This window comes from Labilithrix sp. (assembly GCA_019637155.1).
Classification (GTDB): Bacteria; Myxococcota_A; Polyangia; order Polyangiales; family Polyangiaceae; genus Labilithrix.
The window spans coordinates 222,752-249,446 of sequence record JAHBWE010000007.1; the positions used below are offsets into that span (position 1 = coordinate 222,752).

Annotated in this window: 22 protein-coding genes; 12 read left to right on the plus strand and 10 right to left on the minus strand. The window is 72.7% G+C overall.

The window, feature by feature from the left end:
* Positions 1-6 precede the first annotated feature (6 nt).
* From KF837_16715 to KF837_16725, 3 genes are all read left to right on the plus strand, one after another.
* On the plus strand, positions 7-771 hold the full coding sequence (locus KF837_16715; protein ID MBX3228967.1) for a TSUP family transporter: 765 nt from the start codon (positions 7-9) through the stop codon (positions 769-771).
* Positions 772-787: 16 nt separating this feature from the next.
* Positions 788-1,609, plus strand: coding sequence for a PhnD/SsuA/transferrin family substrate-binding protein (locus KF837_16720; protein MBX3228968.1), 822 nt, complete (start codon positions 788-790; stop codon positions 1,607-1,609).
* A 65-nt stretch (positions 1,610-1,674) separates the two neighbouring features.
* The gene (locus KF837_16725) at positions 1,675-2,931 is read left to right on the plus strand and encodes a hypothetical protein (GenBank protein MBX3228969.1); all 1,257 of its coding nucleotides are present in this window, start codon (positions 1,675-1,677) and stop codon (positions 2,929-2,931) included.
* Between the two features lie 238 nt (positions 2,932-3,169).
* Here KF837_16725 and KF837_16730 read toward each other — a convergent pair whose 3' ends face one another.
* The gene (locus KF837_16730) at positions 3,170-3,808 is read right to left on the minus strand and encodes a hypothetical protein (protein MBX3228970.1); all 639 of its coding nucleotides are present in this window, start codon (positions 3,806-3,808) and stop codon (positions 3,170-3,172) included.
* Between the two features lie 195 nt (positions 3,809-4,003).
* On the opposite strand from KF837_16730, the gene KF837_16735 reads away from it, so the two are divergent.
* The 3 genes from KF837_16735 to KF837_16745 all read left to right on the plus strand — a co-directional run bounded on the left by KF837_16735 (position 4,004) and on the right by KF837_16745 (position 7,968).
* Positions 4,004-5,299, plus strand: coding sequence for a sigma 54-interacting transcriptional regulator (locus KF837_16735; GenBank protein ID MBX3228971.1), 1,296 nt, complete (start codon positions 4,004-4,006; stop codon positions 5,297-5,299).
* A 69-nt stretch (positions 5,300-5,368) separates the two neighbouring features.
* Positions 5,369-6,208 (plus strand): hypothetical protein, encoded by an 840-nt coding sequence (locus KF837_16740; GenBank protein MBX3228972.1) that lies wholly within the window; start codon positions 5,369-5,371, stop codon positions 6,206-6,208.
* Positions 6,205-7,968 carry a protein kinase gene (locus KF837_16745; protein ID MBX3228973.1) on the plus strand — a complete coding sequence of 588 codons (1,764 nt, stop codon included), beginning with the start codon at positions 6,205-6,207 and terminating at the stop codon, positions 7,966-7,968. Before KF837_16740 ends, KF837_16745 begins: the two co-directional genes overlap by 4 nt.
* A 35-nt stretch (positions 7,969-8,003) precedes the next feature.
* Here the strand turns inward: KF837_16745 and KF837_16750 are convergent, their stop codons facing one another.
* The gene (locus KF837_16750) at positions 8,004-8,753 is read right to left on the minus strand and encodes a hypothetical protein (GenBank protein MBX3228974.1); all 750 of its coding nucleotides are present in this window, start codon (positions 8,751-8,753) and stop codon (positions 8,004-8,006) included.
* 179 nt (positions 8,754-8,932) lie between these two features.
* Here KF837_16750 and KF837_16755 point away from each other — a divergent pair, with 179 nt between their 5' ends.
* Together KF837_16755 and KF837_16760 are read left to right on the plus strand one after the other, a co-directional pair.
* Positions 8,933-9,556: a hypothetical protein gene (locus KF837_16755; protein ID MBX3228975.1), complete on the plus strand. Its 624-nt coding sequence runs from the start codon at positions 8,933-8,935 to the stop codon at positions 9,554-9,556.
* Positions 9,553-10,302 carry a glycoside hydrolase family 104 protein gene (locus tag KF837_16760; protein ID MBX3228976.1) on the plus strand — a complete coding sequence of 250 codons (750 nt, stop codon included), beginning with the start codon at positions 9,553-9,555 and terminating at the stop codon, positions 10,300-10,302. The genes KF837_16755 and KF837_16760 overlap by 4 nt, the downstream gene beginning before the upstream one ends.
* Positions 10,303-10,308: 6 nt before the next feature.
* On the opposite strand, the gene KF837_16765 is transcribed toward KF837_16760, so the two are convergent.
* The 3 genes from KF837_16765 to KF837_16775 form a co-directional block, all read right to left on the minus strand.
* Complete coding sequence (locus KF837_16765; protein ID MBX3228977.1) at positions 10,309-12,177, minus strand: hypothetical protein; 1,869 nt, start codon at positions 12,175-12,177, stop codon at positions 10,309-10,311.
* A gap of 70 nt (positions 12,178-12,247) precedes the next feature.
* Positions 12,248-13,072, minus strand: a complete 825-nt coding sequence (locus tag KF837_16770; GenBank protein MBX3228978.1) for a sigma-70 family RNA polymerase sigma factor — start codon at positions 13,070-13,072, stop codon at positions 12,248-12,250.
* Positions 13,073-13,297: 225 nt separating this feature from the next.
* A complete protein-coding gene (locus KF837_16775) occupies positions 13,298-14,137 on the minus strand; it encodes an MBL fold metallo-hydrolase (GenBank protein ID MBX3228979.1) in 840 nt (279 codons plus the stop codon).
* Between the two features lie 57 nt (positions 14,138-14,194).
* Here KF837_16775 and KF837_16780 point away from each other — a divergent pair, with 57 nt between their 5' ends.
* Genes KF837_16780 through KF837_16795 form a run of 4 tightly spaced genes read left to right on the plus strand, consistent with a single transcriptional unit; the run spans position 14,195 to position 18,574 of the window.
* Complete coding sequence (locus KF837_16780; protein MBX3228980.1) at positions 14,195-14,650, plus strand: YdcF family protein; 456 nt, start codon at positions 14,195-14,197, stop codon at positions 14,648-14,650.
* The gene (locus KF837_16785) at positions 14,647-16,809 is read left to right on the plus strand and encodes a peptidylprolyl isomerase (protein MBX3228981.1); all 2,163 of its coding nucleotides are present in this window, start codon (positions 14,647-14,649) and stop codon (positions 16,807-16,809) included. Before KF837_16780 ends, KF837_16785 begins: the two co-directional genes overlap by 4 nt.
* Positions 16,810-16,823: 14 nt before the next feature.
* Positions 16,824-17,588 carry a type III pantothenate kinase gene (locus tag KF837_16790; protein MBX3228982.1) on the plus strand — a complete coding sequence of 255 codons (765 nt, stop codon included), beginning with the start codon at positions 16,824-16,826 and terminating at the stop codon, positions 17,586-17,588.
* Positions 17,588-18,574 (plus strand): iron ABC transporter permease, encoded by a 987-nt coding sequence (locus KF837_16795; GenBank protein ID MBX3228983.1) that lies wholly within the window; start codon positions 17,588-17,590, stop codon positions 18,572-18,574. The genes KF837_16790 and KF837_16795 overlap by 1 nt, the downstream gene beginning before the upstream one ends.
* Here the strand turns inward: KF837_16795 and KF837_16800 are convergent.
* The 5 genes from KF837_16800 to KF837_16820 all read right to left on the minus strand — a co-directional run bounded on the left by KF837_16800 (position 18,562) and on the right by KF837_16820 (position 26,632).
* On the minus strand, positions 18,562-19,878 hold the full coding sequence (locus KF837_16800; GenBank protein ID MBX3228984.1) for a serine/threonine protein kinase: 1,317 nt from the start codon (positions 19,876-19,878) through the stop codon (positions 18,562-18,564). The two genes, KF837_16795 and KF837_16800, sit on opposite strands and share 13 nt — an antisense overlap.
* Before the next feature lie 103 nt (positions 19,879-19,981).
* The gene (locus KF837_16805) at positions 19,982-20,884 is read right to left on the minus strand and encodes a hypothetical protein (protein MBX3228985.1); all 903 of its coding nucleotides are present in this window, start codon (positions 20,882-20,884) and stop codon (positions 19,982-19,984) included.
* A gap of 49 nt (positions 20,885-20,933) precedes the next feature.
* Entirely contained in the window at positions 20,934-22,598 is a 1,665-nt protein-coding gene (locus KF837_16810) for a serine/threonine protein kinase (GenBank protein MBX3228986.1), read from the minus strand.
* A 595-nt stretch (positions 22,599-23,193) separates the two neighbouring features.
* Complete coding sequence (locus tag KF837_16815; protein MBX3228987.1) at positions 23,194-24,291, minus strand: hypothetical protein; 1,098 nt, start codon at positions 24,289-24,291, stop codon at positions 23,194-23,196.
* A gap of 328 nt (positions 24,292-24,619) precedes the next feature.
* Entirely contained in the window at positions 24,620-26,632 is a 2,013-nt protein-coding gene (locus KF837_16820; GenBank protein MBX3228988.1) for a TonB-dependent receptor, read from the minus strand.
* Between the last annotated feature and the right edge of the window lie 63 nt (positions 26,633-26,695).

Sequence of the window (26,695 nt, forward strand, 5' to 3'; positions counted from 1 at the left end):
TGCCGCATGACGCCGTCCCTCCCGCCGAGCACGATCGCGCTCCTCGCGCTCGCGGCGTTCGGGGCGGGGCTCGTCGACGCGATCGCGGGCGGCGGCGGGCTCATCACCGTGCCCGCCCTCTTCGCCGCGCACTTGCCGGTGCCGGTCGCGCTCGCGACGAACAAGGGGCAGGCCGCGTTCGGCGCCGTGTCGTCGTTCATGTCGTTCTGGACGCGCGGCGAGATCGACAAGGAGCGCGCGCTGCTCGGGTTCGCGGGCGGCTTCGTGGGATCGCTCGCCGGTGCGGCCCTCTTGCTCGTCGTGCCTTCGAAGCCGCTGAAGCCCGTCTCGCTCGTGCTGCTCATGATCGCGGCGGCGATCGTGATGTGGCCGCGGAAGCCGGGTCACGGGACGCGGCGGCGGTGGGCGATGAAGGCGCTCTTGCCGATCGCGGCTGCGCTCGGCTTCTACGACGGGTTCTTCGGGCCGGGCGTGGGATCGATGCTGATCGTGGCGTGGGTGCTCGTGTTCGGCGATGCGATCACGCGCGCCTCGGGGAACGCGAAGGTGGTGAACCTCGGCTCGAACCTCGCCGCGCTGCTCGTGTTCTCGGTCAAGGGGGCGGTGCTCTGGCACGTCTCGGCGCCGATGGCGATCGCGAACGCGTGCGGCTCGTTCCTCGGCGCACGGCTCGCGGTGAAGCGGGGCGATCGCTTCGTCCGCACGGTCGTGCTCCTCGTCGTGAGCGCGCTCGTGTTGAAGATGGCCTACGAGCTGGTGTGGCCGTCGTAGTAGGATCGAGGCACTCGTGAGCAGCCTCTCCCGCATCGTGTTCGGGCTCGTCGTCCCCTCCGCCGGCAGCGGCAAAGGCGAGAGGGTCGACATGTTGACCGACTGGATCACGCAGCGCATCGGCATCTCGGTCGAGCGCCGCGACGCCGCGTCGTACGAGGCGCTCGCGAACGACGTGCGCGAAGGACGCATCGACGTCGCGTGGCTGCCGCCGATCGTCTACGTGCGCCTCGGCGACGTGGTGCGTCCGCTCGGCAGCATCGTCCGCGGCGCCGACGGCAAGAGCCGCGGCTACGAGGCCGCGCTGGTGGTCCAGGCCTCCTCGAAGATCCGCTCCATCGACGGCCTCCGCGGCATGCGCGCGGGGTGGGTCGATCGCTGGAGCGCGGCGGGCTTCGTGCTCCCGCGCGTGAAGCTCGCGCTCCTCGGCGTCGATCCGCGCACGGTGTTCCGCACCGAGACGTTCCACGGCTCGCATCGCAGCGCGATCAAGGCGCTCCTCGCCGGCGCGTGCGACGTCGCGGGCACGTACGCGAGCGCGGACGCGGAGGGCAACGTGACGCAAGGGGCGTGGTCGGAGATCGAAGGCGCGGAGGTCCGCGTGCTCGCGACCTTCGGCGCGATCCCTCCCGACGTCTTCGCGGTGCGCACGGTGGTCGCGGAGAAGGTCGGCTACAAGGTCTACGACGCGCTGAAGGCGGCCGCGACCGAGGACGGCATGCGCGCGAGCCTGCGCGAGGCCTTCGGCGGCGACGAGATCGTCGACGGGCTCGCCCCCGGCTACGAGTCGCTGAAGAAGGCGCTCGAGATGGCGGCCGCGCGCGGGATCTTCGACTGAGCGCGAGCGAGGACGACCTCGTCGACGCGATCATCGCGACGCCGGACGACGACGCGCCGCGGCTCGTGTACGCCGACTGGCTCCTCGAGCGCGGCGATCCGCGCGGCCACTTCATCAACGCGCAGTGCGCCGTCGCCGCGTGCGAGCGGGCGGGAGAGCGGACGAGCGATCGCTATCGCGCCGCGCGCGTGCGGGCGCACCTGCTGCAGCGCGACCTCGGCGCGCGGTTGCTCGCCGGGCTCCGCGCCGACTCGGTGACGCGGATCGAGCGCGGCTTCGTCACGCGCGCACGGCTGGAGGTGGACGCGCTCGAGCCGCTCTTGCCTCGCCTCGCGCGGACCCCGCTCGAGATGCTCCACCTCCGCGAAGGCCTCCGCTACGGGGCCTTGCGCCGCGCGCTCCCGCAGCTGCCGCGCTCGCTCGCGTTGCTCGGCTTCGATCTGGGCTTCGGGCTCGCGGCCACGTCGGGCTCGCTCGACGTCCCGGGCCTGCGTGAAGCGCTCGCGACGGTCCCGGCGCACGACGACGACGAGGTCTGGCCCGGCGACGGCCGGTTGCCGGCGCCGCCGCTCGACGCGCTCGTCCGCGGGCTGCACGTCGAGCGGCCGCACCTCTTCACCGCCGCGGTCCCGCGCGGCGTCCGCTCGCTCGGGCTCCTCCCGCCGCGCGACGTCGCGGCGCTGCGCTCGTTCCTCGCCGCGCTCGCCGACACGGAGGTCGAGGCGCTCACGGTCTACTGCAGCGACGAGACGGTCTGCGCCGCGATCGAGAGCGCGCCGATCGCGCAGCTGCGCGAGCTGGAGCTGGGGTACGAGCTCGAGGTCGGGCCGGAGGCGGCGCGGGCGTTCGTCGCGCGGGGCGGAGGCGCGCGCCTCGAGCGATTCGCGGCGCCCTTCCCCGTCGACGCCGACGTCGCCGCGGTCCTCGCGCGCTCGCGCCTCGTCCACCTCGGGCTCGGCAACGGCGGCGATCTCGAGGCCGCCGGCGCGGTCCTCGCGCGGCATCCGCTGCACACGATCGAGCTCGCGGGCTTCACGCCGCCCGACGCGCTGCGGCTGCTGGATGCGGTCCCGGCGACGGTCTCCGACCTCTACTGGCGCGCGGGCGAGCTCGACGACGACCACGTGCGGGCGCTCTCCGAGCGCACGACGCTCGCGCGGCTCTCGCTCCTGTCGTTGTCCGAGGTCGCGATGGGGAGCGCGGCGACCGCGGCGCTGCTCGCCGCGGAGCCGCTCGCGGGCGTGCCCTGGCTCCGCCTGACGCCGGCCCCAGACGGCGATCGCGAGCCCGACTGGTCGAGCCTGAACCCGCCCCCGACATAACTGACATAATGCTGACACGCCGGTCAGCCATGATCGTGGGATGAAGAACGCAGCCGCATGGCTCTGGTCGAAGCTCGGCGTCGTCCTCGCGACGCGGCCCACTCCCGCGCTCGAGCAGCCGCAACGAACAACCCCGCCGCCGGACCTGTGGCGCCTCCACACCTCGTTCGCGTGAGGTCGGTCGGCCTCGCCCACGGGATCGGTCCGATGAGATCGATCCGATCCGATGCGCAACGGGTCAGTTGCAGTAGTCGTCGTTGCCTGGAGGGGCGACGACGCAGCCGCGGGTGCAGCGTGTCTGGATGATGGCGGTGAATCCGTCGCCGACGCAGCGGTACAGCACGTTCGGATCGCCGTTCACCTTGTCGCCGCCGCAGTAGGTGCCGTTGACCACGCACTTCGTCGGCGCGCCGCACGCGTCCTGCGCGGCGGGCTGGTTCGTGGTGCACGAGCTCGCGCACTTCGCCACGAGCTCGCCCGTCTTGCCGTCGGGCATGCAGCGATACAGCGACGCGCGATCGCCGGCGACCCTGCCGCCGCCACAATACGTCTGGCCGAACATGCACCCCGCCGGCGGCGGCGCAGGCGACCCGGCGTCGGGCGTCGCGTCGGCGGGCGGAGTCGTCGGATCTCCGGAAGAAGACGAAGACGATGAAGACGAGGTCGTCTCCGACGAGGGCTCGGGCGCGCCGACCGCGTCGTCGTCGCCGCGTGAATTCGGCGTGAGCGGGTCGGAGCTCCCGCCGGCCTCGCCGCTGCCGCCGCCGCTCGTCCCCGGCGTCGCCTCCGCGGTGGGGTTCTCCTCGGCTGGAAGAGTGTAGTCGTAGCAGCCGTACAGGCCCGCGATCGTCAGGAGAGCGAAGACGGCACGACGCATCGACGGCCCATCGAGCAAGGCGCGTACCGCGGCGGGGACGCGAAATCCCTCGCGTTCCGAGAAGCGTTCGCCGGTTGCTTGGCAGGCAGCTTCGGCACGAGCGAACGATTTCAGTTTGACAGTGCACTCACCCACATCCAGCCCCGAACGGGCGCAGGCCCAGCCCTGGCGTGGATGTTGTTAGGCAAGCACGTCGTGCAAGCCGCCAAAGCCATCCCCTTCACCCGCACCCTCCACGCTCGCTCCGCGGTCGTGCCTCCGTTGCCGCTCCGCGTGCGCGCCGGTCGCCGCGTCGCGCGCCTCGACCGCGGCTCGATCGTCGTCGGCTCGTCGGCCGGCTGCGACCTCGTGATCGAGGACGCGAGCGTGTCGCGGCGGCATGTCGAGCTCGAGATCGCGCCCGAAGGCGTCATCGTCCGCGACCTCGAGAGCCGCAACGGCACGTGGTACCTCGGGCAGCGCGTCGAGCGCATGATCGCGAGCCCGCCGACGCTCCTCCGCATCGGCGGGACGACGCTCGCGATCGAGATCGACCCCGACGCCGGGGCGGAGCCGCTCCGCCGGCCCGGCTTCCGCGGGATGGTCGGGTCGTCGGACGCGATGCACCGCCTCTTCGGCGCGCTCGCGCGGCTCGACGGATCGCTCGTGCCGGCGCTCGTGCTCGGCGAGACCGGCGTCGGCAAGGAGGTCGTCGCGCGCGCCATCCACGAGGGCTCGCGCGTCGCGGACGGGCCGTTCGTCGCCGTGAACTGCGGAGCGCTCGCGCGCGAGCTCGTCGCGAGCACGTTGTTCGGTCACCGGCGCGGCGCGTTCACCGGCGCGACCGACGCGCGGCGCGGCGCGTTCGCGGCGGCGCAAGGCGGGACGCTCTTCCTCGACGAGCTCGGCGAGCTCCCGCTCGAGATCCAGCCCGCGCTGCTGCGGGCGCTCGAATGCGGGGAAATTACACCTATCGGGGAGGACACCCCGCAGCGCGTGAACGTGCGCGTCGTCGCCGCGACGAACCGCGACCTCGAGGCCGAGGTGCGCGCGGGACGCTTCCGCGAGGACCTCTACTTCCGGCTCGCGGTCGTGACGCTGCGCATCCCCGCGCTGCGAGAGCGCCCCGAGGACGTGGCGCCGCTCGCCGACTACTTCGCGCGGCAGGAAGGGCTGCCGGGGCTCCCCGCCGACGTCGTCGCGGAGCTCGAGCAGCGCGCCTTCCCCGGCAACGTGCGCGAGCTGCGCAACGCGGTGCGCGCGTACGCGGCGATCGGCGTCCTCGACGATCGCGCGCCGCGATCGAGCATGATCGTGCCGACGATGGAGCCGCCGGTGAGCTTCGACGCGCCGTACCTCGCGCAGCGCGACGCGCTCGTCGACCGCTTCACGCAGCGCTACGTGTCCGCGCTGCTCGAGCGCACGAACGGGAACCAGACCGCCGCGGCGAAGCTCGCCGGCCTCGATCGGACCTACTTCGGCCGCCTCCTCGCGAAGCTCGGGCGGCGCTGAGCTGCGGCCGATCGGCCGCAATTTCAGCGCGAACGTCCCATCCGCGAGCGATGATCGTATGCTCCGATCGTGGCGGTGGTCGAGGCGAGGAGGTGGGCGAGCCGCGTGGCGTTCGCGGCGTACTTCGTCGCCGGCGCGGCCTCCGCCGACGCGGTCGCCGAAGCGCGCGTCGACTACGAGGCCGGCGCCGCCGCGTACGACAAGAAGGACTGGGGCACCGCCGCGGTGCGGTTCAGCCGCGCCGACGAGCGCGTCCCGAACCCGCGCGCGCTGCAGCTCGCGATGGCGTCCGCGCTCCACCTCACCGACGCGGCGCTCGCGATGAGCCTCGTCGAGCGGGCGGAGGCACGCGCGGTGGACGGAAGCCTCGCCGAGCTCGCGCGCCGCTTGCGCCAGCGCTTCGCGAAGGACGCCGCCCGACTACGTGTACTCTGCAAGAGCGAGTGCAAGCCGAGCCTCGACGGCCACGAGATCGCGGCGCCGTCGACGCACTGGCTCGCGCCGGGCGCGCACCGCGTCGAGGCGGCCGGCTTCGAGAAGGAGCTCAAGCTGACCGGCGGCGCCGACGTCGAGGTCGTCGTGCCGCCGCCTCCTCCTCCGCCTCCGCCCGCGCGCGCGCCGGTCGTCGCGCCGCCGGAGCCCGCGGCCGAGGAGCGGCACGGGCTCCGGCCGTGGGTCTTCTGGACGAGCGCCGGCGTGACGGGCGCGGCGGCCGCGACGTCGACCGTGCTCACGATCGTCTCGGGGCAGCGCCACGACGACTTCGTCGCGAACCGGAGCCCGGAGACGGCCGCGGCGGGCGAGGCGGCGCAGACGCGCTCCACCGTCGCGTGGGTCGCGACCGGCGGCCTCCTCGTCGCGACCGTCATCATCGCGATCCTGACCGACTTCGGCGGCGGCAAGCGGTGAGCGAGCGCTCTCGCTACGAGTCGCTCCTCATGATCGGGACGGGAGGGATGGCCTCCGTTCACGTCGGGCGCCTCCGCGGCGCGGAGGGCTTCTCGCGGCTCGTCGCGCTCAAGCGCGCGCACGCCCACGTCAAGGAGGACGCCGCGCTCTCCGACAGCCTGCGGAGCGAGGCGCGGCTCGCGTCGCGCCTCCATCACACGAACGTCGTCAGCATCCTCGACGTGGAGGAAGACGAAGGCGATCTCGTCCTCGTCCTCGACTACGTCGAAGGTTGCACGCTGAGCGGCTTGCTCGCGCGGATGAGCGTGCTCGGCGAGAAGCACCCGCGCGAGATATTGCGCGTGCTCGTCGACGTGTGCGCCGGCCTCCATCACGCGCACCGCGCCGTCGACGAGCACGGGCGCCTCCTCGGCGTCGTGCATCGCGACGTCTCCCCCGGCAACGTGCTCGTCGGCGTCGACGGCGTCGCGCGGGTCTCCGACTTCGGCATCGCGAAGGCGCTCTTCGGCGATCGCGATCGGACCGAGACCGGCCTCCTCAAGGGCAAGGCCGCGTACATGGCGCCGGAGTACGTGCTGCATCAGCGCGCCGACGCCGCGAGCGATCTCTTCTCGCTCGGCATCGTCGCGTGGGAGTCGCTCACCACCGCGCGCCTCTTCAAGGGCCCGAACGAGATCGACACGTTGAACCGCATCGTCAGCGCGCAGGTCTCCCCGATGGCGGAGCGCGACCGCGCGCTCGCGCCGTTCGATCCGATCGTGCTACGCGCGCTCGCGCGCCTGCCGGAGGATCGCTGGCCGTCGGTCGACGACTTCGGCGCCGCCCTCGCCGACGCCGCGCGCACGCACGATCTCCTCGCGTCGCACCTCGAGGTCGGCACGCTGGTGGAGCGCCTCGCGAAGGACGAGCTCGAGACACGCCGCCGCGATCTCGCGCGCCTAGCTCCTTCGTTCGTCGGCGACGTCCCACTCCTAGCCCCCGACCCCACCACCCTCACGCTCGAAACCGACGCCCCGACACTCGCCTCCGCCGGCGCGGTGACGCGCGCGTCTGCCGGGGCGGTGCCGCGTATGTCCGACGACGCGCTGACGCTCGCATCCGCCGGCGCGGTGACGCGCGCGCACGATGCCGCGGCGACGCGCGCGGTCGACGAGGCGGTGACGCGTGCGCGTACGACGCCGCCGTCGCTCTCGCGTGTGGAGCGCCCTGCGGCGCCCGGTTCGGTTCGCGTGGCCGAGGCCGCGATCATCGAGCCGGTCGCGGGTGCGCCGCTCTCGCAACGCGCGGTGGGAGAGCCGCTCTCGACCGGCTTCCGCGCGGAGGAGCGACCGAGCCGGAACCTCGAAAAGCTCGGCCTCGCCGCCGCGCTCGTGCTCCTCGTCCTCGCCGTGACCGGCCTCGTCGTCCGCATGAAGAACGAGCCGCCGGACCCGATCGTGATCGCCCCCGCGACGCCGGCCCTCGACGCCGACACGCTCGCGCCGGCGCTCACCACGACGCCAGCCCTCGACGCCGACTCGCCTGCGCCTGCACCCGCGGAGTCGAGCGCGGCGAGCGCGACGCCGATCGCCTCCATTCCGCCGCCGAGCGCGGGCCTCGACGCGAGCGCGCTCCTCACCCCGACGCCGGCCGTCATCGCCGCGGAGATGGACGCCGGCATGCCGCGCACCCCCGCTCGGCCGGCGCATCGACGGACCTACCCCGCTCCGACGCCGACGTGGATGCCGCGAAAGGCGCCGCCGAACCCGTACGGTCCTTGAGTCGACCCGCACCGCTCGGCCTCGAGCGTCCTCCGTCACATGCAGCTGTCGTTGCGGCCGGGGTTCACCGTGCAGCCGTTCGTGCAGACCTCGACGACGGTGGGAGCGCCGGTGGCGTTGCAGCGATAGAGCGTGCTCGGATCGCCCTTCACCTTGCCGCCGCCGCAGTAGGTGCCGCCCGCGACGCACGCGCTCGCGCCGCCGCTCTGGACGCGTCGCACCGCCGCCTTCTCCGCCTCCGTGATCGGGCAGTGGCCGTCGATCTCGTTGCGGGCGAGACCGTCGCGGCCCGCGAGGAACGACGCGACCTGCCGCTCGAGCGAGGCCTTCATCGCCGGCGTGCCCGCGTAGACCGCGTGGATGTGCAGGTTGCCCGGGAACTCCGGCGCGGTGCGGAACCACGCGGCGAAGCCCTGCATCCGCATCTTGCGCACGCGGCCGCAAGGGTCCGGTCCCTGAACGAGGTCGCTCGCGGCGGAGTAGCTCTTGCCCGGCTCGGGGCAGTGCGTGCCGACCGACGCCGCCGCGTCACCGAACGTCTGCGTGAGCGCGCTCTCGGGGACACCCGCCGCGGCGAGCGCGGCGCGGGCGCCCGGATACATGTAGATCGCATTCTTCGAGGACGTGCACGCCGCCTTGCCGGCGCAGTAACAGGTCCGCCCCAACGCGTCGGTCGACGTCTCCACCTCTTCGTCCTCGTCGTGGTCCTCGATCTCGGCGCACGCCGTTCCATAGCAAGCGATCGCGAACGCGAAGAGCACGGCTCCGAGGGGCTTCCTGATCATGACGTCCCTCGTCGCAAGCGCGGTGCCCGCCGCCGCGCACGAGCAACCACGCGGATGCGCGTTCGGCTTGCGGCCGATGGGCACCGGCGCGTTGCGGCCGATCGGCCGCTCGGCCGCGCGCGGAACGCCCTAAGTCCACGACCGCCCACACGGCACGACCTCTGCCTCATGGCCGTTCGATGCGACGACGCTGGCTCCCCCTCGCGCTCCTCCCGCTCCTCCTCCTCGCCCGCCGACCGACGAAGCCCGAAGCCACGACGGCAACGGAGACGGAGACGGCGACAACGACAACGACAGCAACAGCAACAGCGACAGCAACAGCGACCGAACCAACCGCCGCCGACACGGAACCGCCGCCGCGCATCGAAGCGCCGCCCCTCGATCTCCACGCGCACCCCGACACCGCGCCCGCGCTCATCCGCGCCGTCGCGGAGCTCGCGCTGCCCGATCGCGACGCCGCCGCGCGCACGCTCGCGCGCTGGCTCGCGCAGGAGTCCGCGCGCGACACCGCCGACGCGCGCGGCAACGTCCCGAACCTGATCGAGGCGCTCGGCGAGCTCGGCGGCGACGTCGCGAACGCCGCGCTCGCCCTCGCGCTCGAAGATCGCTCGTACGACCTCGCGCTCCAGACGCTGATCGTGCAGCAGCTCGGCGCCGAGATCCCGCGCGCCTCGCTCGCGCGCTTCGCGGCGCGCGCCGCGAACGCGCCCGCGCGCGACGACCTCGAGGTCGAGCTGCGCGACGAAGCCCTCACCGCGGCCGACGACAGCGGCCGCCTCGCTCACCTCCGGAGGACACCATGAAGACCAGCATCACGATCGTCGCCCTCACCGCCCTGCTCCTCGCCGCCTGCGCGACCGAGAGCGACGACGACGAAGACGTCGGCACGACCGCGGACGAGCTCACCGCGCCGACGTGCGCGCCTTCGGGCGCGGCGGGCGCGGTGCCGGCGAAGCACCGCGCGATGCTCGACACGATCGCCTTCACGGAGGGCACCGCCGGCTCCTGCGGCCAGGACGGCTACAACACCGGCTTCTCGTACAAGTGCTTCTCGTCGTGCGCGAAGCACCCCAACATCGTGTGGTCCGCGGGCGGCTATCGCTCTAGCGCGGCGGGGCGCTACCAGTTCCTCAACACGACGTGGGCCGGCCTCGGCCTCGGCTCGTTCACGCCGAAGAACCAGGACATCGGCGGCATGAAGCTCGTCGCGCGGCGCGGCGTGAAGCTCCCGACCGATCGCGCGCTCACCGCGACCGAGTTCTCGAACGCGATGAAGAAGCTCTCCTACGAGTGGGCCTCCCTCCCCTTCTCCCCGTACGGCCAGCCGGTGAAGACGCTCGCCGCCACCCGCGCGAAGTACTGCGGCTTCGCCAACTGCGCCGCCTCCGCCGCCGCGTGCGTCGCCGGCAGCGACTACTGCGGCGGCAACAAGGTCACCGGCGACAAGGACACCCTCTACAAATGCACGAGCGGCACGACCGGCACCGTCGTCGAGAAGTGCGCGAACGGGTGCAAGATCAACCCGGGCGACGACGACAGCTGCAAGTGATCCCCGTCAATGCTTCGCGGTCGGCACGCGCTTCGAGCCGCCGATGAGGCGGAGCGCCTTGCAGACGTCGACCTCCTGGCACGGGCCGACGTTCCCGTTGTGCGCCGGCCAGACCGCGTCGTCGTTCTTCGCGTTGAGGATCGCTTGATCGCGCACGTCGGGCCCCGACCACGCCGGCGCGGAGTGCGCGAGCTTCGACTCGCGCTCCTCCACCGTCTGCGGATCGCCCTGCGCGACGAACGGGAAGCGGATCTGCGGGACGAGGCCGACGCGCTGCACCGGCGTGCCGTCCGGGAGCGCGTAGACGAGCGTCGTCATGCGGAGCACACCGGCGTGCGCGTCGTCGTCGACGTACTCCTGCGCGCAGCCCTTGCCGAAGGTGGTCGCGCCGATGGTGGGGCCGCGCCGGTACGCCGCGAGCGCGCCCGCGATCATCTCCGCCGCGCTCGCGGTCGCGCCGTCGACCAGCGTCGCGATCGGGCCGTTGTAGCGATCGTGATCGCGCGGGACCGACGCGCGATCGATCTCCACCGTCCCGTCGCGCCGCTTCATCGCGAAGAGCGGCGCGCCGGGGAGGAAGAGCGAGAGCGCGCCGAGCGCGCCGTCGGTCGAGCCGCCGCCGTTGCCGCGGAGATCGAGGACGACGCCGCCGAGCTTGCGCGGCCCCTTCTCGCGCTGCTCCGCGATGATCGTCGCGAGGTCGTCGCCGAGCTCGTCGCGCACGTCCTTGACCGGGACGACGATCGCGTCGACGTCGCCGAACGCGATGCGCTCCACCGGGAGGTCCGTCGCCACGTGGACGGGGGCCGCCGCTTCGAGGACGGGCTTCCCGAGCTCGAGCTTCATCAGCTTGCCGTCCCGCACGACGACGGCGGAGAGCGGCGTCCGCGCGTCGCTCGACGCGAACCCGAGCTGATCGACCTGCTCGAGAGGCAACCCGGCGGTCGCGATGCTCGCGACCGACAGCACGACGTCGTTCTCGAGCAGCGGCGGCGCGGCGGCCTCCGTGATCTTCACACCGACCGCGGTGAGCACCGCGCGGCTCCAGAGCCGCGACGGCGGACGCGACGCGAGGTCGACCTCGTAGATGCGGGACTCCTCGTCGAACGGAGCCCACTCGCCGTGCGGATCGACGAGCGGCACGTACGCGCGCACCGACGAAGCGATGACGACCTTCGCCCAGCCCGTCTTGTCGAGCGGCGGGAAGAAGCGCCGCCGCGCCTCGTCGACGAAGACCTTCGCGTCCGACCCGTGCGCGATCTCGAACGCCCCCGCGCGCCGCCCGAGCTCCTCCGCCGTCTCGCGCGCGGCGGTCGCGACCGGGATCGGCTCGAGCGCCTCCGTCGCGGGCGTGTCGCCGGGGGCGGCCCGCCCGCGATCGAACGCGGCGCGGAGCTCCTTCGTCCACGCCTCGAGCACCGCGCCCGGCGCGAGCGCGGACGCGCAGCCGCGACGGCGCTTGCCCTCGATGTCGGCGAGGAGCTCCGGCGCGGCCTTCGCCAGCGCCTGCGCGGAGGGCGCGTCCTTCGAGAGGCTGAGGAGGCCGTGCGGATCGAGCCAGTCCGCCGCCGACGCGGCGAACGGACCGGGGCGGACCCCTTCGGGGATGTACGCGAGGCCGAGGCGCACCTGCTCGACGATGGTCCGCGCCTCCTCGCAGGTCAGCGCGGTGGGCTCGCCGGAGGGGATGCGGAAGACGTACGAACGATCGTCGTCGTGCCCGTCGTCCCCGTCGTCGATCGTCGCCGCGGAGGCGTCCGGGAGCGCGAGCGGCGTAAAGGGAGCGCGCGCGGTCGGCGTGCGGAGCAACGCCCACGCGAGCACCGCGGTCGGCACGATCGCCGCCGCCAGGACCCCTGCACGCTTGCGGTTCACGAGAGCCCTCGAGACTAGCAGGCCCGCGAAAACCCGAGAAGAAACGGGTTACCGGCCCCCCGGGCCCCGGTCACGCCACGAGGTCGGCGAGCTCCGCGAGCTCTCCGCGGAGCTTCGTGCGCGCCCGCTCTTCGAGCTGCCGCACGCGCTCCTTGCTCACGCCGAGGCGCGCGCCGAGCTCCTGCAGCGTGGGCGGCTCCTCCTTCATGAAGCGCTCGCGGACGATCATGCGCTCGCGCGCGTCGAGGTGGTCGACCGCCGTGTTCACCGCGCTGCCGGCCTGCCGCGCGGCCTCGGAGCGCACCGCCTCTTCCTCCGGGCTCGGGCCGTTCCCGGGGAGGCGCTCGCTCGCAGGTCCGCCGTCGTGCATCGTCGCGTCGAGGCTCGTCTCGCGCGCGGCGAGGAGCGGGAGCAACGTGCGCACGCGCTCCTCCGAGAGGCCGGAGACCTTCGCGAGCTCGGCCGGATCGCTGACCTTCGTGCGGCGGTAGGCGCGGAGCGCGCGGCGCTCTGCCTTCGTGGTGCCGAGCCGCACGACGCGGAAGGCGCGCAGCACGTACTCGCGGATCTCGGCGCGGATCCAGTACGCGGCGTACGTCGCGAGGCGGCACTCGCGCGCGGGATCGAACTTCGCGGCGGCCTTCAGGAGGCCGAGGTTGCCTTGCTGGATGATGTCCTCCATCGGGACGCCCCAGCGCCGGTACTCGTAGGCGATCGCGACGACGAACGGGAGACAGGCCTCGACGAGCTTCGTACCCGCGCGCTGCTCTCCCGCCGCCCAGCGCAGCGCGAGATCGCGCTCCGCCTCGCGGGAGAGGACCTGGACGCTCGCCAGGCTCCGCCGGTACGCATGCAAAGAGTCGCCTTCGAGCCTGCGAGCCCCGCTCGTGCCCATCGCTGCCTCCTGTTCGGGAGCGGCGTGAGGCACCCGCTGCCTCTCTCGCCCCGGCCCTCCGGAATGCAGGCTCGGTGCCACGCACGAAGGCGCGTGATTTCACGCCATCGTCACGGCAGAGCGCACCATTAACGCGCAACGCCGACCGAACCGCCGCTTGCCCGCGCAACCTTTGCGCGACCTCAAGGCGAGCGGGGTGCAGGGGCGAAGCCCCTGCGTTGAAACTCAGAGCTCGATGACCAGTCCCTCGCGCGCGGCCTGGCAGTCGGGGAAGAGCGCACGTGCGCGCTTCTCCTTCTCCGCGACCGCTGCGTCGTTCTGCGTCGGATCGTGGTGATAGAGCACGAGCTGCTTCACGTTCGCGGCCTTGGCGAGCTTCACCGCTTCTTCGTAGGTGCTGTGACCCCAGCCGAGCTTGGGCATCCCGCCGTTCGCTCCGGAGTACTCCTCCGGCAAATACTGCGAGTCGTAGATGAGGACGTCGGAGCCTTGCGCGAGCTTGAGGAGCTTGTGGTCGACGACGGCGTAGTGCTCCGTGTCGGTCGCGTACATGACCGACTTGCCGTTGTAGTCGACGCGGTAGGCCCACACGCCGTTGGGATGGTTGCCCGGCGCCGCACGGACGAGCGCCTTCGTCCCACCGCCGGCGTCGACCTCGATCCCCTTGCGCCCGTCGACGCTGTGAAAATGCATCTCCGCGCCCATCTCGGTCAGGTGGACCGGGAAGCTCGGATGGTCCATCTGGCCGGCGAGGGTCTCTTCGAGCGTGCGCGAGACGTTGTTGCCGCCGTAGAGGTGGATGACGTTGCCGGGCACGAACGCGGGATCGAAGAACGGGAAGCCCTGGATGTGATCCCAGTGGACGTGGCTGAAGAAGATGTGCGCGGTGAACGGCATCTCCTTGAGCGCACGCTTGCCGAGGAGGCGCAGCCCGGTGCCCCCGTCGAATACGAGGAACGCGCTCCCGGCGCGTACCTCGACGCAGCTCGTATTCCCGCCGACGCCGACCGTGTCGGGTCCGGGGGAGGGAATGCTCCCGCGGACACCCCAAAAGGTGATGCGCATCTCCCTCCGTTTCGTTCACCATGGACTACGGTGAGCGCTTCGGACGGTCAAGACCATATGCCGCAGGGTCGGCCGGCCGTGTGTGTGCTGGGCTGCCGCTCCGGCAGCGCGGCCCTGGTCCGCCGCGCGCGGGCCGGGGCGAGGACGTTCGCCGACGAGGGGGCCGACACGGTCGTCGCGTGCGGCGGGAGGCGCTGGAGCGGCGTCGTCGAGGCGGACGACATCGCGCGGATCCTGGCCGGCGCGGGCGTCCCGGAGGCGGCGATCCTCCGCGAGCGGCGGTCGCTCGACACGGTCGGCAACGCGCGCGAAGCGGCGCGGCTCCTCGCCGACAAACCCGTCATCGTGGTCACCTGCGCGTGGCACCTCCCGCGCGCGCGGCGCGTGTTCGAGCGGGTGGGGCTGCGTGTCGTCGGCGCGGTCGGCGTGCCCGCGCCGGACGGCGGGCTCCTCACCGCGATGTACCGTCGCGGCCGGGAGCAGGTCGCGACGTGGAAGGACATGCTGCGATGAGGCGACTCCTGCTCGTCGCGCTGATCGCGGCGTGCTCGAAGCCGGCTCCTCCTCCGCCCGAGGCGGGCGCGCCCGCGGCGAGCGGCTTCGATCCCGTCGCGATCGCGCGCGCGGAGGACACGCGCGTCGCGAAGGAGGTCCCGCCCGAGGTGCGGACGAGCCACGACGTCATGGCGCGTCGGCGCAGCGCGCGCGCCCTCGCGCGGATCGCGGACGCGGCGAGCGTCGAGGGTCTCACCGTGCACCTCGCGGACGAAGACGCGCAGACGGTGGCGTGGGCGGCGTACGGCCTCGGCTACGCGTGCAAGGGACGCGAGGACGCGACCGTGCGTGCGCTCTCCGCGCGCGCGGCGTCGATCGTGGTCCCCGTCCTCGAAGGCCATCCGCCGCAGCGCGGGAGCGACGAGCTCGATCCGCGCATGTCGATCGCGCGCGCGATCGGCCGCTGCGCGGGGCCGCTCTCGGAGGAGGTGCTCGTCGCGATCGCGACGTCGGGCCCCGACTGGCTCCGCCCCGCGCTGACCGGGCTCGGCGATCTCGCGACGAGGCGCAAGCAGCTCGGCGCGCCGGCGCTCACCGTGCTCCTCGACGCCGCCGCCGGCAACGACATCGCGTTCTACGCGCTCGCGCGGGCGGAGGCGACGGAGGGGTTCGCGCGCCGCATCGTCGACACCGCGCGCGCGGCGCTCGCGAAGCCCGGCGAAGGACGTGTCCTCGCGATCCGCGCGCTCGCCCGCGCGGGCAAGGAGAGCGCGAAGGAGGTCGCGCCCGATCTCGCGAAGGTCGCCGGCGACGCGAAGACGTACGGCGCCGGCGAGCGCGCGGAGGCGGGGCGCGCGCTCGGCACGCTCGGCGATCCGGGCCAGCTCGCGATCGCGGACGTGCTCTCCGCGTTGACGCCCGACTCGAAGGACCCGATCGGCATCCAGCGCGTCGCGACGAGCGATTTTCATGCGGTATACACACTTCTGAGCCAGCTCGCGGTGGAAGCACCGAAGAAGGCCGAGCCCGCGCTCCAGGTGCTAGCGACGCTCTCCTCGAACGACGCCCGCATCGCGATGATCCGCTGTCCCGCCGCGCTCGCCCTCGCGCGCGGCGCCTACGACGCGGACATCTTGAAGAAGTGCGACGCGGAGGGGAGCGAGCCGTGGGAGAAGGCGCGCCTCACCGCCGTCTTGCGCCGCCCGATCACGAAGGACCGCCTCGCCGCCTTCCGCGCGCTCGCGAAGAGCGATCACCTCCGCGTGCGCGAGGAGGCGATCGAGGGCATGGGCTCGCATCCGGAGCTCGACGACGCCGCGCCGGCGATCCTCGCCGACGCGCTCCTCTCGAAGCACGCCGGGCTCGTCGCCGCGACGGCGGAGACGATCCACGCGCACCCCGACCTCGCGCTCGTCCTCGCCGAGAGCGAGAAGCGCGCCGCGCTCGATCCGAAGTCGCCGCCGCCGACCGCGAACCCGGCGCAGGAGGTCTCCCCCGCGGTCGGGCGCGCCCTTAGGGCCGCGCTCGCGCACGCGTGGCCGGAGGACCGGTTCGAGACGCGCATCGCGCTGTTCGAGGCGGCCGCGAGCGTGAAGGTGGTCGGCGCGAAGGAGGCGGCGACGAAGGCCTGCAACGACGCGAACCCGGTCGTGCGTGAACGCGCGTTGAAGGCGCTCCGCACCCTCGGCGCGGACGTGAAGGCGTGCGACGCGCCCGACAAACCGGTCGCCCCCGCGGCGGAGATCGGCAAGACGATCGGAGCGCCGGCGCGCGTCGTCTTCGACGTGCACGACCTGAAGCTCACGATCGTCCTCGAGCCCGAGCTCTCGCCGATCACGGCGACGCGCATCGCGGCCCTCGCGAAGGCGGGCTTCTACAAGGACGTCGTCGTCCACCGCGTCGTCCCCGGCTTCGTCGCGCAGTTCGGCGATCCCGACGGCGACGGCTACGGCGGGAGCGGCACCTCGCTCCGCTGCGAGACCTCGCCGGTGCCGTTCCGCCAGCTCGACGTCGGGATGGCGCTCGCGGGCCGCGACACCGGCTCGAGCCAGCTCTTCGTCACGCTCGCGCGCACGCCGCACCTCGACGGCGAGTACACGCGCGTCGGCCACGCCGAAGGCGACTGGGACAAGGTCGCCCCCGGCGACGTGATCAAAGATGTACGCGTGGAGGAGTGATAGCTTGCGAGTCGATGCTCCTCGCGATCGACGTCGGGAACACGAACATCGTCTACGGCCTCATCGACGGGACGAAGCTGGTGCATCAGTTCCGGGTGGAGACGAACCGGAACCGCACCGCCGACGAGTACGCGGTCGTCGTGCGCCAGCTCCTCTCGATGCGGGAGGTCGCGGCGTCGGACGTGAAGGCGGCGATCATCGCGAGCGTCGTCCCCGCGCTCACGGAGCCGATGCTCGATCTCGTGCGCCGCGGCTTCGGGCTCGAGGCGCTCGTCGTCGGCCCCGGGATCAAGACCGGGATGTCGATCCTCTACGAGAACCCGCGCGAGGTCGGCGCCGATCGGATCGTCAACGCGGTCGCGGCGTACGAGCGCTACAAGGGCGGGCTCATCGTCGTCGACTTCGGGACCGCGACGACCTTCGACTGCGTCACGCCGAAGGGCGAGTACATGGGCGGCGTCATCGCGCCCGGGATCCAGATCAGCGCCGACGCTCTGTTCGCGCGCGCGGCGAAGCTCCCCCGCGTCGAGATCGCGCGCCCGCCGAAGGTGGTGGGCCGCAACACGCAGAACTCGATGCAGTCCGGGATCGTCTACGGCTACGTCGGCCTCGTCGACGGGCTCGTCGATCGCCTCGTCGACGAGATGGGCTTCCCCTGCGCCGTCATCGCGACGGGCGGCCTCGCGCGCCTCATCGCGCCGCTGTCGCGGAAGATCGAGGACGTCGACGACGAGCTCACGCTGACGGGGCTCCGCATCCTCCACGAGCGCAACCAGTAGTGCCCCGCGCGCTCGGCGTCGTCCTCCTCTCGCTCGCGGTCCTCCTCGGCGCGATCGCGTTCGCGGTGTCGTTCGGTACGGAGCCGATCTCCCTCACGCGCGCGCTCGACGACGCGTCGTCGCTCGATCGCGCGATCGTCGTCGAGGTGCGCCTCCCGCGCGTCCTCCTCGGCGCGCTCGCGGGCGCGGGGCTCTCGATCGTCGGCGTCGCGCTCCAGGCGCTCCTCAGGAACCCGCTCGCGGAGCCGTACGTGCTCGGCGTCTCCGGCGGCTCCGCGGTCGGCGCCACGCTCGCGATCATGATCGGCATCTCGAGCGTCTCCGTCGTCCCGCTCTTCGCGCTCGGCGGCGGCCTCGCCGCGACCGCGGTCGTCCACGCGATCGCGGCGGCGGCGCCGACCGATCGCGGCATGACGGTGCTCCTCGCCGGCATCGTCGTGAACGCGATGGCCTCCGCCGTGATCACGTTCGTGAAGACGCTCGTCACGCAGACGAAGGCGCAGGAGCTCCTCTTCTGGCTCACCGGCTTCCTCGACGTGCCGCCGCGCTCCTCCCTCGTCGCGATCGCCGTCTACGTCGCGATCGGCGCCGCGATCTTGCTGCGCGACGCGGCGCGCCTGAACGTGCTCGCGCTCGGCGACTCCGCGGCCGAGCACCTCGGCGTGAGCGTGCGCGCGGTCGAGCGGCGCATCTACCTCGCGAGCGCGCTCGTCGTCGGCGCGATCGTGAGCGTGACCGGCCTCATCGGCTTCGTCGGGCTCCTCGTCCCGCACGCGCTCCGGCGCGTGGTCGGCCCCGACGCGCGCGTGCTCATGCCCGCCTCGCTCGGCTTCGGCGGCGCGGTGCTCGTCGCGTGCGACCTCGTGAGCCGCGCGTCGTTCCGGTTCCTCTACCGTGAGCCGCCCGTCGGCGCGGTGACGGCGCTCCTCGGCGGCTCGCTCTTCCTCTTCCTGTTCATCCGGAGCCGGCGCGCTCAGTCTTCTTGATCGGGGACGGGCTCCTCTTCCTCCTGTTGTCGTGTCGTGGCGTCGTCGATCGCTATCGTCCCGGCGTCCACGATCGCGATCGGCATGAGCACGGTGGAGGGGGACACCTCGAGCGGCGCGGTCTCGATCGTCGTCGCGGCGGCGAGGTCGAGCGCGGGCTCGCTGCGGCGGCCGACGAGGAAGGCGACCGCCGCGACGGCCGGCAGCACGTAGACCACCTTCCGCGCCTTCGTGAAGAAGCCGCTCCGGCGGAGCGTGCGCGCCTCCTCGCGCCGCTGCGGCGCGCTCAGCGTCATCGGCGTCGCGAGCTGCTTCGGCTCCGGCGCGGCGCGCACGTTGGTCGCCGCGGGAGCGATCGGCACGACCGCCTGCGAGCCCGACTCGAACTGGCTCTTCCACGCCGCGATCGCCTCGTGCATCTCGTCGGCGGTCTGGTAGCGCTCGGTCACCTTCTTCGTCATCGCCTTCGCGACGATCGCGGCGAAGCCGGGGTCGACGGTGGGGACGCGCTCGACGAGCGGCGTCGGCTCGTCGAGCGCGACGCGGAAGAGGAGGTCGTTCACGTTCTCTCCCATCAGCGGCGGCTCGCCCGCGATCGCCTCGTAGAGGATCACGCCGAGGGAGTAGAGATCGGTGCGCTGGTCGATGAGGTTCGTGTAGCCGCGCGCCTGCTCGGGGGACATGTAGAGCGGCGTGCCGAGCACCGCGCCGGCCGCGGTCGCGCGCGCCTCCGGGAAGATGGCGGAGGTCTCGCGCGCGGAGGTCTCGCGCGCGGCGACGACCTTCGAGATGCCGAAGTCGACGAGCTTCACGACGACGTCGCCGCTCTTCCCGCGCGGGCGCGTCACGATCACGTTCTCGGGCTTCAGGTCGCGGTGGACGATGCCGGCGGCGTGGGCGGCGGAGAGGCCCTCGAGGATCTGGAGCGCCATCTTCGCGAGCGTGCGCACCGCGATCGTGCGCTCGCGCTCGATCGTCGACGCGAGGCTCTCGCCCTCGAGGTACTCCATGACCATGAAGCGCTCGCCGCTCTCGAGCGATCCGAAGTCGTAGACGTCCGCGACGTACGGCGATCGGATCCGCGACACGATGCGCGCCTCGCGCTCGAAGCGATGCACCACGTCGTCCTCGCGCGCGACGGTCGGGTGCAGCACCTTGACCGCGACCTCCTTGTCGATGCGCTCGTTGACGCCGAGGTACACCGTGCTCATGCCGCCGTCGGCGATACGACGACGGATGACGTACTTGCCGTCGAGCACCTGACCTTCCACGAGCGCCATCGCGAACGGCCAGGCCTCACGCACCGTCCATGCCAGGGACCTCTACCGGTCCACGCCGATGGAACCCGTTGCCTTCGTGCTCGCGCTCGCGCTCGAGCGTCGAGGCGACGGCGCGCAGCGGGGCGATTTAGAACGTAGCGCCGAGGGAGAGGCCGCTGCTCTTGCCGGTGGTCCACGGCAGGACGCGCAGCCCCGCGGACTTCCCGCCGACCGGCTCGAGGAAGTGCCAGACGAGGCCGCCGGCGACGAGCGCGAGCCCGGCTGCGCCGACGATCGCGCCGAGGACGGGCTGCGAGTCGGCGGTGCCGGCTTGCTCCTTGTCCGCCGCGAGGCTGGCGTCGTCCTGGCCCGGGCGCCGCTCGCACCGCTTCGTGTCCTCGCGGCAGTTCGAGGGGCGATCGGGGGTCGTCGCGAAGATGACGATCCCCGCGACCAGCGCCGCGCCGCCGACACCGACGACGACCCACGGCACGATCGAGTGACCGCCGCCGTCCGCGCCGGGCGGCGCCGTCCCGCCCGCGCCGAGCCCGCCCGCCGCGGTCGCGCCGCCGGCCGAGTCGCCCGTGTCGAGCGTGACCGTGATGACGCGCGACTTCTCGCCCTCCTTCACCAGCGCCGTCTCGGTCGCGCTGAGGCCGCCGCTCTCGAACTTGAAGGTGTGCTTGCCGGGATCGACGATGACGGACTTGCCGTCGAGCTTGCTCACGAGCTTCTCGCCGTCCATCGAGACGGTGACGTCGAAGAGGTCGCGCCCGCTCTTGTCCTTCGCGCCGAACACGACGGTGGGGAGGACCGAAGCTAGGTCCTGGTTCCACTGCGTGCAGTCGTGGCGGACCATCGCGGGGCAACCTTCGGCGCCGCACACGACGAAGCTCTCGCGCGCCTCGCGGAGCTTCCCGGCGGCGCGGAGCTTCTGGCCTTTCTCGGAGGCGTTGAGGCAGGCTTGGACGTCGGCGGAGGCGACCCCCGACGAGCCGAGGAGAGCCGACGCGGCGAGGACGCCGGCGGCGAGGCGCGGAGCGAACGGCATCAGAACGAGGCTCTCCCTTGCCGCCGGGACATGCCGGCCATCCTAGCCGTTATCGCGAGAAGCAGTGCGGTTTGTAGTGCTTCACGCCTTGGTTGTCGTACCAGAAGGGCGGATCGCAACCCTCCTGGCCGTTCTTCGGCGGCTGCGGCGGCGGTTGCGGCGCGGGTGGGGTCGGGTTCTTCCGCGGGCCGGGCGCCGGCGCAGGCGCGACGGGCCTCGTCACGCGCCCCGCGTCGGGCGTGGTGAGCTCGATCTCGATGGTCGGCGTGGGGGCGACGGTCGCGGTCGGCGCCGGCTCGGGCGGCTCGGGCACGGGCACGGGCTCGATCTCGGGCGGAGGCTCCGCGGTCGAGCTCGGGACGGCGGCCGCGACGGCGGGCGGCGGCTCGTCGACGGCGGCGACGCGGCGAGCCCGATAGATGAGCGCGCTGCCGAGGAAGGTCGCGCCGATCAGCACGCCGACGATGGCGGCGATGGCGTTCCGCGTCCCGTGGCTCGACTCGTACGCGGGGAGGGGGCTGCCGCTCGACACCGAGATCGAGGACGGGTTCGTGACGGGCGGGCCCTCGACCGCCACCGGATAGGGGCCCGTCGGCATCTGGAGCGTATGCGCGTGGATGACCGGCGACGACTGCGTCGCGAGGCTCGACGACGACTGGCGGTTCGCGCCGACCGCGACCTGCGCCGCCGCCGCGACGTCGCGGAAGCGCGCGCTCGACGGACCGAGCGTCGCCTTCGCGTTGAGCACCGACATCACGTGGCTCTCGTCGACGACGTGGGAGCCGCTGCTCTCGATCTCCGCGATCATCGCCGCGCGCGACGCGAGGACGTCGCGCGCGATGCTCTCGAGCCAGTCCGCGCACTCCGACGCGGTCGCGGGCGGGAGCTTCCGCTCGATCTCGATCGCCATCTCGCGCGCGGTCGTGTGCCGGCTCTCCGGCTGCATCGCGAGCGCCTTCAGGATCGTCGCGTCGAGGGCCTCGAGCTGACGCATCGTCTGGTCGGCGACGGTCATGCGGCGGTTCCGCATCAGCACCTGGCTCGGCGCGTCGACGCGACCTTCGAGCACCTTCGCGACGACGACGCCTTCGTTGTCGCCGGTGAAGAGGCGCTGTCCGGTGAGGAGCTCCCAGAGCATGACGCCGGCGGCGTAGATGTCCGTCTGCCGGCTCACGGCCGAGCCGCGGAGCTGCTCCGGCGGCATGTACGAGAGCTTGCCTTTGATCTGTCCCTCGCGCGTCGTCTGCACGCGACCGGCCGCCTTCGCGACGCCGAAGTCGAGCACGCGCGGCGAGCCGTCGGTGCCGAGGAGCACGTTCTGCGGGGAGACGTCGCGATGGACGATGCCGAGCGGATGACCGCGCTCGTCCTTCGCCTCGTGCGCGGCGTGGAGGCCGTGGAGCGCGCCCGCCATCACCGCGCTCAAGATGCGGAGCGGGATGGTCTGCTGCCGCTCGCGCAGCACGCGCATGAGCCGCGCGATGGACTCGCCGGGGACGTAGTCCATGACGAGGAAGAGCTCGCCGCTCGTCGCGACGACGTCGATCGTCGGCACGACGTTGGGGTGCCGGATGCGCGCCGCGAGCCGCGCCTCGTCGAGGAACATCGAGACGAACTCGGGGTCCGACGCGAACTGCGCGTGCAGCCGTTTGATCGCGACCGTACGCGAGAACCCGACCGGTCCCAGCAGCCGCCCGAGATGGACGGTAGCCATGCCACCGGCAGCGATGGCGTTGTACAGGGCGTACCGCCCAACGACGCGCACGTTCGGGTCCGACACGAGCTACCCAGAATGCTACGCGCCACCCGCGATGGAATAAAAGCTCCGCGCGCCGCTTTTTGCGGCGCACACTTACCCAACGTCGGGGGCTTCGCCCCCGACAGTCCTACCCAACGTCGGGGGCTCCGCCCCCGACACCCCCGCCCCAGACACGGCCCTCGCGCTGCGCGCTCGGGGCGCTTCGCGCCCGCTGGAGCGGCCGCTTCTGGGGCCCCGGGGTCGCTGCTGCGAGGCGGCGCGCTCAACTTACGCAGGCCCGGGGGTCGCTGCTGCGAGGCGGCGCGCTCAACTTACGCCGCAGCTCCGGGGTGGTCACTGCTGCGAGACGGCGCGGGGCCGGCGGCGCGGGGCCCGCTGCTGCGTGACGGTGCGCTCAACCCACGCCGCAGCGCGGCCGCTTCTGGGGCCCCGGTGTTCGCTGTTGCGTGACGGCGCGCTCAACCCACGCCGCGGCGGGGCCGGCGGGGCGGGGCCCGGGGGTCGCTGCTGCGAGAAGGCGCGGCCAACCCACGCCGCAGCGGGGCGGGGGTTAGCTGTTGCCTTGGCCGGCGGCGGCTTGGAGGGCGGCCTGTTGCTGCTGGAGCATTTGTGCGATGGCGCGGCTGCGCTCGATCGCGAACTGCTTCACTTCCTTGTTCGACGAGGTCGCGAGCTTGTTCAGGAGCGCCGTGATCTTCGGCATGTCCTTCGACTGGAAGAGCGCCTCGAAGTAGTTGTGCGCGAGGCGGACGTCGTCCTTCATCAGCGCCTCGTGCGGCGCGAGGAGCTTGACGACCTCGTCGATTTTTCCGCTTTGTCCGTAAAGCGCGGAGAGGACGATGAGCGGGATCGGGTCGGTCGGGTTGCGGTCGACCGCCTTCTTCGCGTACGTGATGGCCTTGTCGCGCGTCTTCTCGTCGTTCGCGTAGAAGCCCTGGAGCGCGACGTACGGAGCGGCCGTCTTCGCGTTGACGGGCGCGTTCGCGAGGTCCTCGATCGTCTTGATCGCGGCGTCCTCGTTCTCGTTCTCCTTGATCGCGTTGAAGAGGTACGCCCACGCGTCGACGTTGCCGGGCTGGATCTGGATCGCGCGCTCGACCGCGTCGCGCTCCGACTTCGCGTCCTTCTTCGACTTGTAGAGCTTGGCGAGGTGGAGGCTCGGGTACGGGTTGTCCTTCATCAGGTTCTGCGCGCCCTTGAGCGTGCCCTCGGCCTTGTCGAGCTTCTCCTGCGAGAGCTGCGCGACGCCGAGGCCGAGCCAGTCGTTGCCGTCGCCGCCGCGCGCGACGATCTTCGCGAGCACCGCCTCCGCCTTGTCGTGGCGGTTGTGCTTCATCAGCTCCTGCGCGTAGATGCGGCCGCGATCGAGGTCGTCCTGGCTGTCCTTCCAGTGCTTCTCGAGGCCGCCGAGGAGGTCCTCGAGGCCGATCGCGATCGGGCGGCCCTGCTCGTCCTGCACCTGCACCGCGGGGCCGTTGAAGCCGAGGAGCTTCCAGACCTGCTCCATCGTGATCGCGACGGGGCCGTCGACGACCTGCTTGTCGACGGGCTGGCCGTTCGGGCCGAGCGGGATCAGCACCATCGCGTTGCCGGGCACCCCGTTCGGGAACGCGGTGATCGGCGCGAGGATCGCGGCGCCGCCCTGGATGGCGACGGCGGGATCGCCGCCCTCGGGTGCAGAGCCATTGCCAGCGGGTGCGTTCGGGGTGCCTTGCGTCATGAGGGCCCGTCTCCTAGCACGGGCCCCGCGCCGCGGACATGCACGCCAAGCACGCGGAAACGCATAAAGTTACAATGTGGGCACATGTGAGACTATCCCGAGACGGGCGCGATCGCCGCTCCGGTGGTTGAACGCCCTTCGAGATGAAGGAAGAACCCTGGGTCACCCGCTGAAGCGTGAGACGCCCGCATGCTCGCCACCCCCTTGGGGCCTGCATCGGCGAGCAGCGGAGGATGCGCGCGTCTTCGCGCGCGTCCTACGGCTGCGAGCGGGGTGCAGGGGGCAGAGCCCCCTGCGTTGAAGACCATCGCACGCTGAGGAGCAGGCGGCGGCCGGGGAGCGGGTAGTCGTAGAGATCGCCGATCGGCTCGCGGTTCGTGCCGCCGAAGAACGCGGCGTACTCCGCCGCGCGGAGGTCGAAGAGGTTGCGGACGTCGAGCGTGAGCGTGAGGCCGCGCACGGCCGGGACCGCGACGCGCACCGAGGCGTCGTGGAGCAAACGCGCCGGCACCTCGATCGCGCCGCTCGCGTCGGCGGTGATGCCGCTGACGTAGTCGACGCCGTAGCGCACGCGCACGGGCCCGCGCTCGTAGGCGAGGTCGGCGACGAAGTCGTGGCTCGGACGCCCCGAGAGCGGCGGGCATCCTCCCGCGTTGCAGCGCGACTCGTTGCGGCTCGCGAGTCCCGTGTAAGATACACGCATATCGAGGCCGTAGGCCGACGCGCGCACCTCCGACTCGACGCCGAGGAGCCGCGCCTCGCCGACGTTCACCGCGCGCGCGAGCCGCTGCGCGCCGGCGTACTGCAGCGTGATGAGGTCCTCCGCCCACGTCGCGAACCCCGCCGCCTCCGCGCGCACGCGGAGCCGCCCGACGCGCCGCGCGAACGTCGCGCCCGCGTCGGCGGTGAAGGCCGACTCCGGTCGCAGGTTCGGGCTCGGGAGGAACGCGCCGCGGTTGCCGTAGCGCTCGACGAAGCTCGCGGGCCGCGTGACCCATCCCGCGTGCGACGCGAGGCTGATCGGTCCGACGGGCACCTCGATCCCCGCGTGCCCGGTGGGTCGGAGCTCCGTCGTCGACAGGGTCCCGTCCGCCGCGTCGAACCAGAGATCGCCGCGGCCGCTCGCGCTCACGGTGACCCGATCGAAGACGAGCGCGCTCGCGTCGAGGGCGACGCCGGTGTTCGTGCGCCGCGCGGCGGGCGGCGCGACGCCGTCGACCCACGCGCCCGGCGCGAAGCGCTCGGCGCTCCCGTCGATCCGCACCTCCGTGCGCGCCCCTTCGAACGGCCTTCCTCGCCACCCGACGCTCCCGCCCGCGGCGACGATCGCGTCGTCGGTGCGCCGAGGTCCGAAGAGCGGCCCGTAGCGAGGATCGTCGCGGAGCGCGAGCCCCTCGCGACGTCCCCACGCGCGCGCGCCGAGGCCGCGCGGCAGCGTGAGCTCGAGCGCCTGGACGAGCCGCGTCGACGCGAGCTCCTGCCCCGGCGTGAGGCGCGACGCGGGCCCGGGGATCCGTTGCCGTCGCGCCTGCGCGAGCGTCGTGAGCGTGACGGCCCCGTCGCCGCCGTCGAAGTGGAGCGGCAGCGCGATCGACGCGAGCCCCGCCGCCGCCGCGTGCCCGGCGTTCTCGCGCGCGCGGAGCACGTCGCGCCCCGCGGCGTCGGTCGCGCCCGCGTCGAGGTACGAGAAGTCGTCGTCGGAGCGCGACGCGCTGAGCCCCGTCGCGACGCGAACGCCGCCCGGCCCGCGCGCGACGTTCCCGAGCCGGAGGCGCCGCGACCCGAACGCGCCCGCGGCGGCCCAGACCTCGGTCTCTTCCGGCGCGCGCGCGGAGGGCGCGTCGAGCACGAGCGTGCCGCCGAGCGAGCCGCGACCGAGCGCGGCCGGCGCGAACGTGCGATGCACGGTGGCGCGCGCGCCCGGCCAGAGCGGGAGCGTGGCGAGGTCGAGCGTGGGATCGGCCCCGCCCGACAGCGGCACGCCGGCAAGGTACACCGCGACTTGGGTGGAGGTCGATCCGCGGATCGAGAGCGTCGCGAACGAGTCGTCCGCGCCGAGCCGCCGGACGTGCACGCCGGGGAGCGGCTCGACGAGGCTCGCCGCGTCGGTCACGGTGCGCGGCGAGTCCTCGATCGTCGCGCGCGACGCAAAATTCCCGGCCGCGCCGCGGACGCGCACCTCGTCTGCCTCCTCGGCCGCCTCTTCCGCCGCCGCCACGCGCGCCGCGAAGACGAGCCCAAGCACGAGGGCGGACGCGGGCCGCGGCATGGTCCCCGTCTAACACGTCGGGCGCGGGCGAGACGGACTCGCAAAAGCACGCTACGCTGAGAG

What these genes read in the sequence shown, in the direction of transcription:
- KF837_16770 (MBX3228978.1), bottom strand. Translation starts at nt 13,072, where the DNA reads ATGGGCACGAGCGGGGCTCGCAGGCTCGAAGGCGACTCTTTGCATGCG.
- KF837_16715 (MBX3228967.1), top strand. Translation starts at nt 7, where the DNA reads ATGACGCCGTCCCTCCCGCCGAGCACGATCGCGCTCCTCGCGCTCGCG.
- KF837_16755 (MBX3228975.1), top strand. Translation starts at nt 8,933, where the DNA reads ATGCGACGACGCTGGCTCCCCCTCGCGCTCCTCCCGCTCCTCCTCCTC.
- KF837_16760 (MBX3228976.1), top strand. Translation starts at nt 9,553, where the DNA reads ATGAAGACCAGCATCACGATCGTCGCCCTCACCGCCCTGCTCCTCGCC.
- KF837_16780 (MBX3228980.1), top strand. Translation starts at nt 14,195, where the DNA reads ATGCCGCAGGGTCGGCCGGCCGTGTGTGTGCTGGGCTGCCGCTCCGGC.
- KF837_16750 (MBX3228974.1), bottom strand. Translation starts at nt 8,753, where the DNA reads ATGATCAGGAAGCCCCTCGGAGCCGTGCTCTTCGCGTTCGCGATCGCT.
- KF837_16775 (MBX3228979.1), bottom strand. Translation starts at nt 14,137, where the DNA reads ATGCGCATCACCTTTTGGGGTGTCCGCGGGAGCATTCCCTCCCCCGGA.
- KF837_16810 (MBX3228986.1), bottom strand. Translation starts at nt 22,598, where the DNA reads ATGGCTACCGTCCATCTCGGGCGGCTGCTGGGACCGGTCGGGTTCTCG.
- KF837_16820 (MBX3228988.1), bottom strand. Translation starts at nt 26,632, where the DNA reads ATGCCGCGGCCCGCGTCCGCCCTCGTGCTTGGGCTCGTCTTCGCGGCG.
- KF837_16785 (MBX3228981.1), top strand. Translation starts at nt 14,647, where the DNA reads ATGAGGCGACTCCTGCTCGTCGCGCTGATCGCGGCGTGCTCGAAGCCG.
- KF837_16805 (MBX3228985.1), bottom strand. Translation starts at nt 20,884, where the DNA reads ATGCCGTTCGCTCCGCGCCTCGCCGCCGGCGTCCTCGCCGCGTCGGCT.
- KF837_16730 (MBX3228970.1), bottom strand. Translation starts at nt 3,808, where the DNA reads ATGCGTCGTGCCGTCTTCGCTCTCCTGACGATCGCGGGCCTGTACGGC.
- KF837_16790 (MBX3228982.1), top strand. Translation starts at nt 16,824, where the DNA reads ATGCTCCTCGCGATCGACGTCGGGAACACGAACATCGTCTACGGCCTC.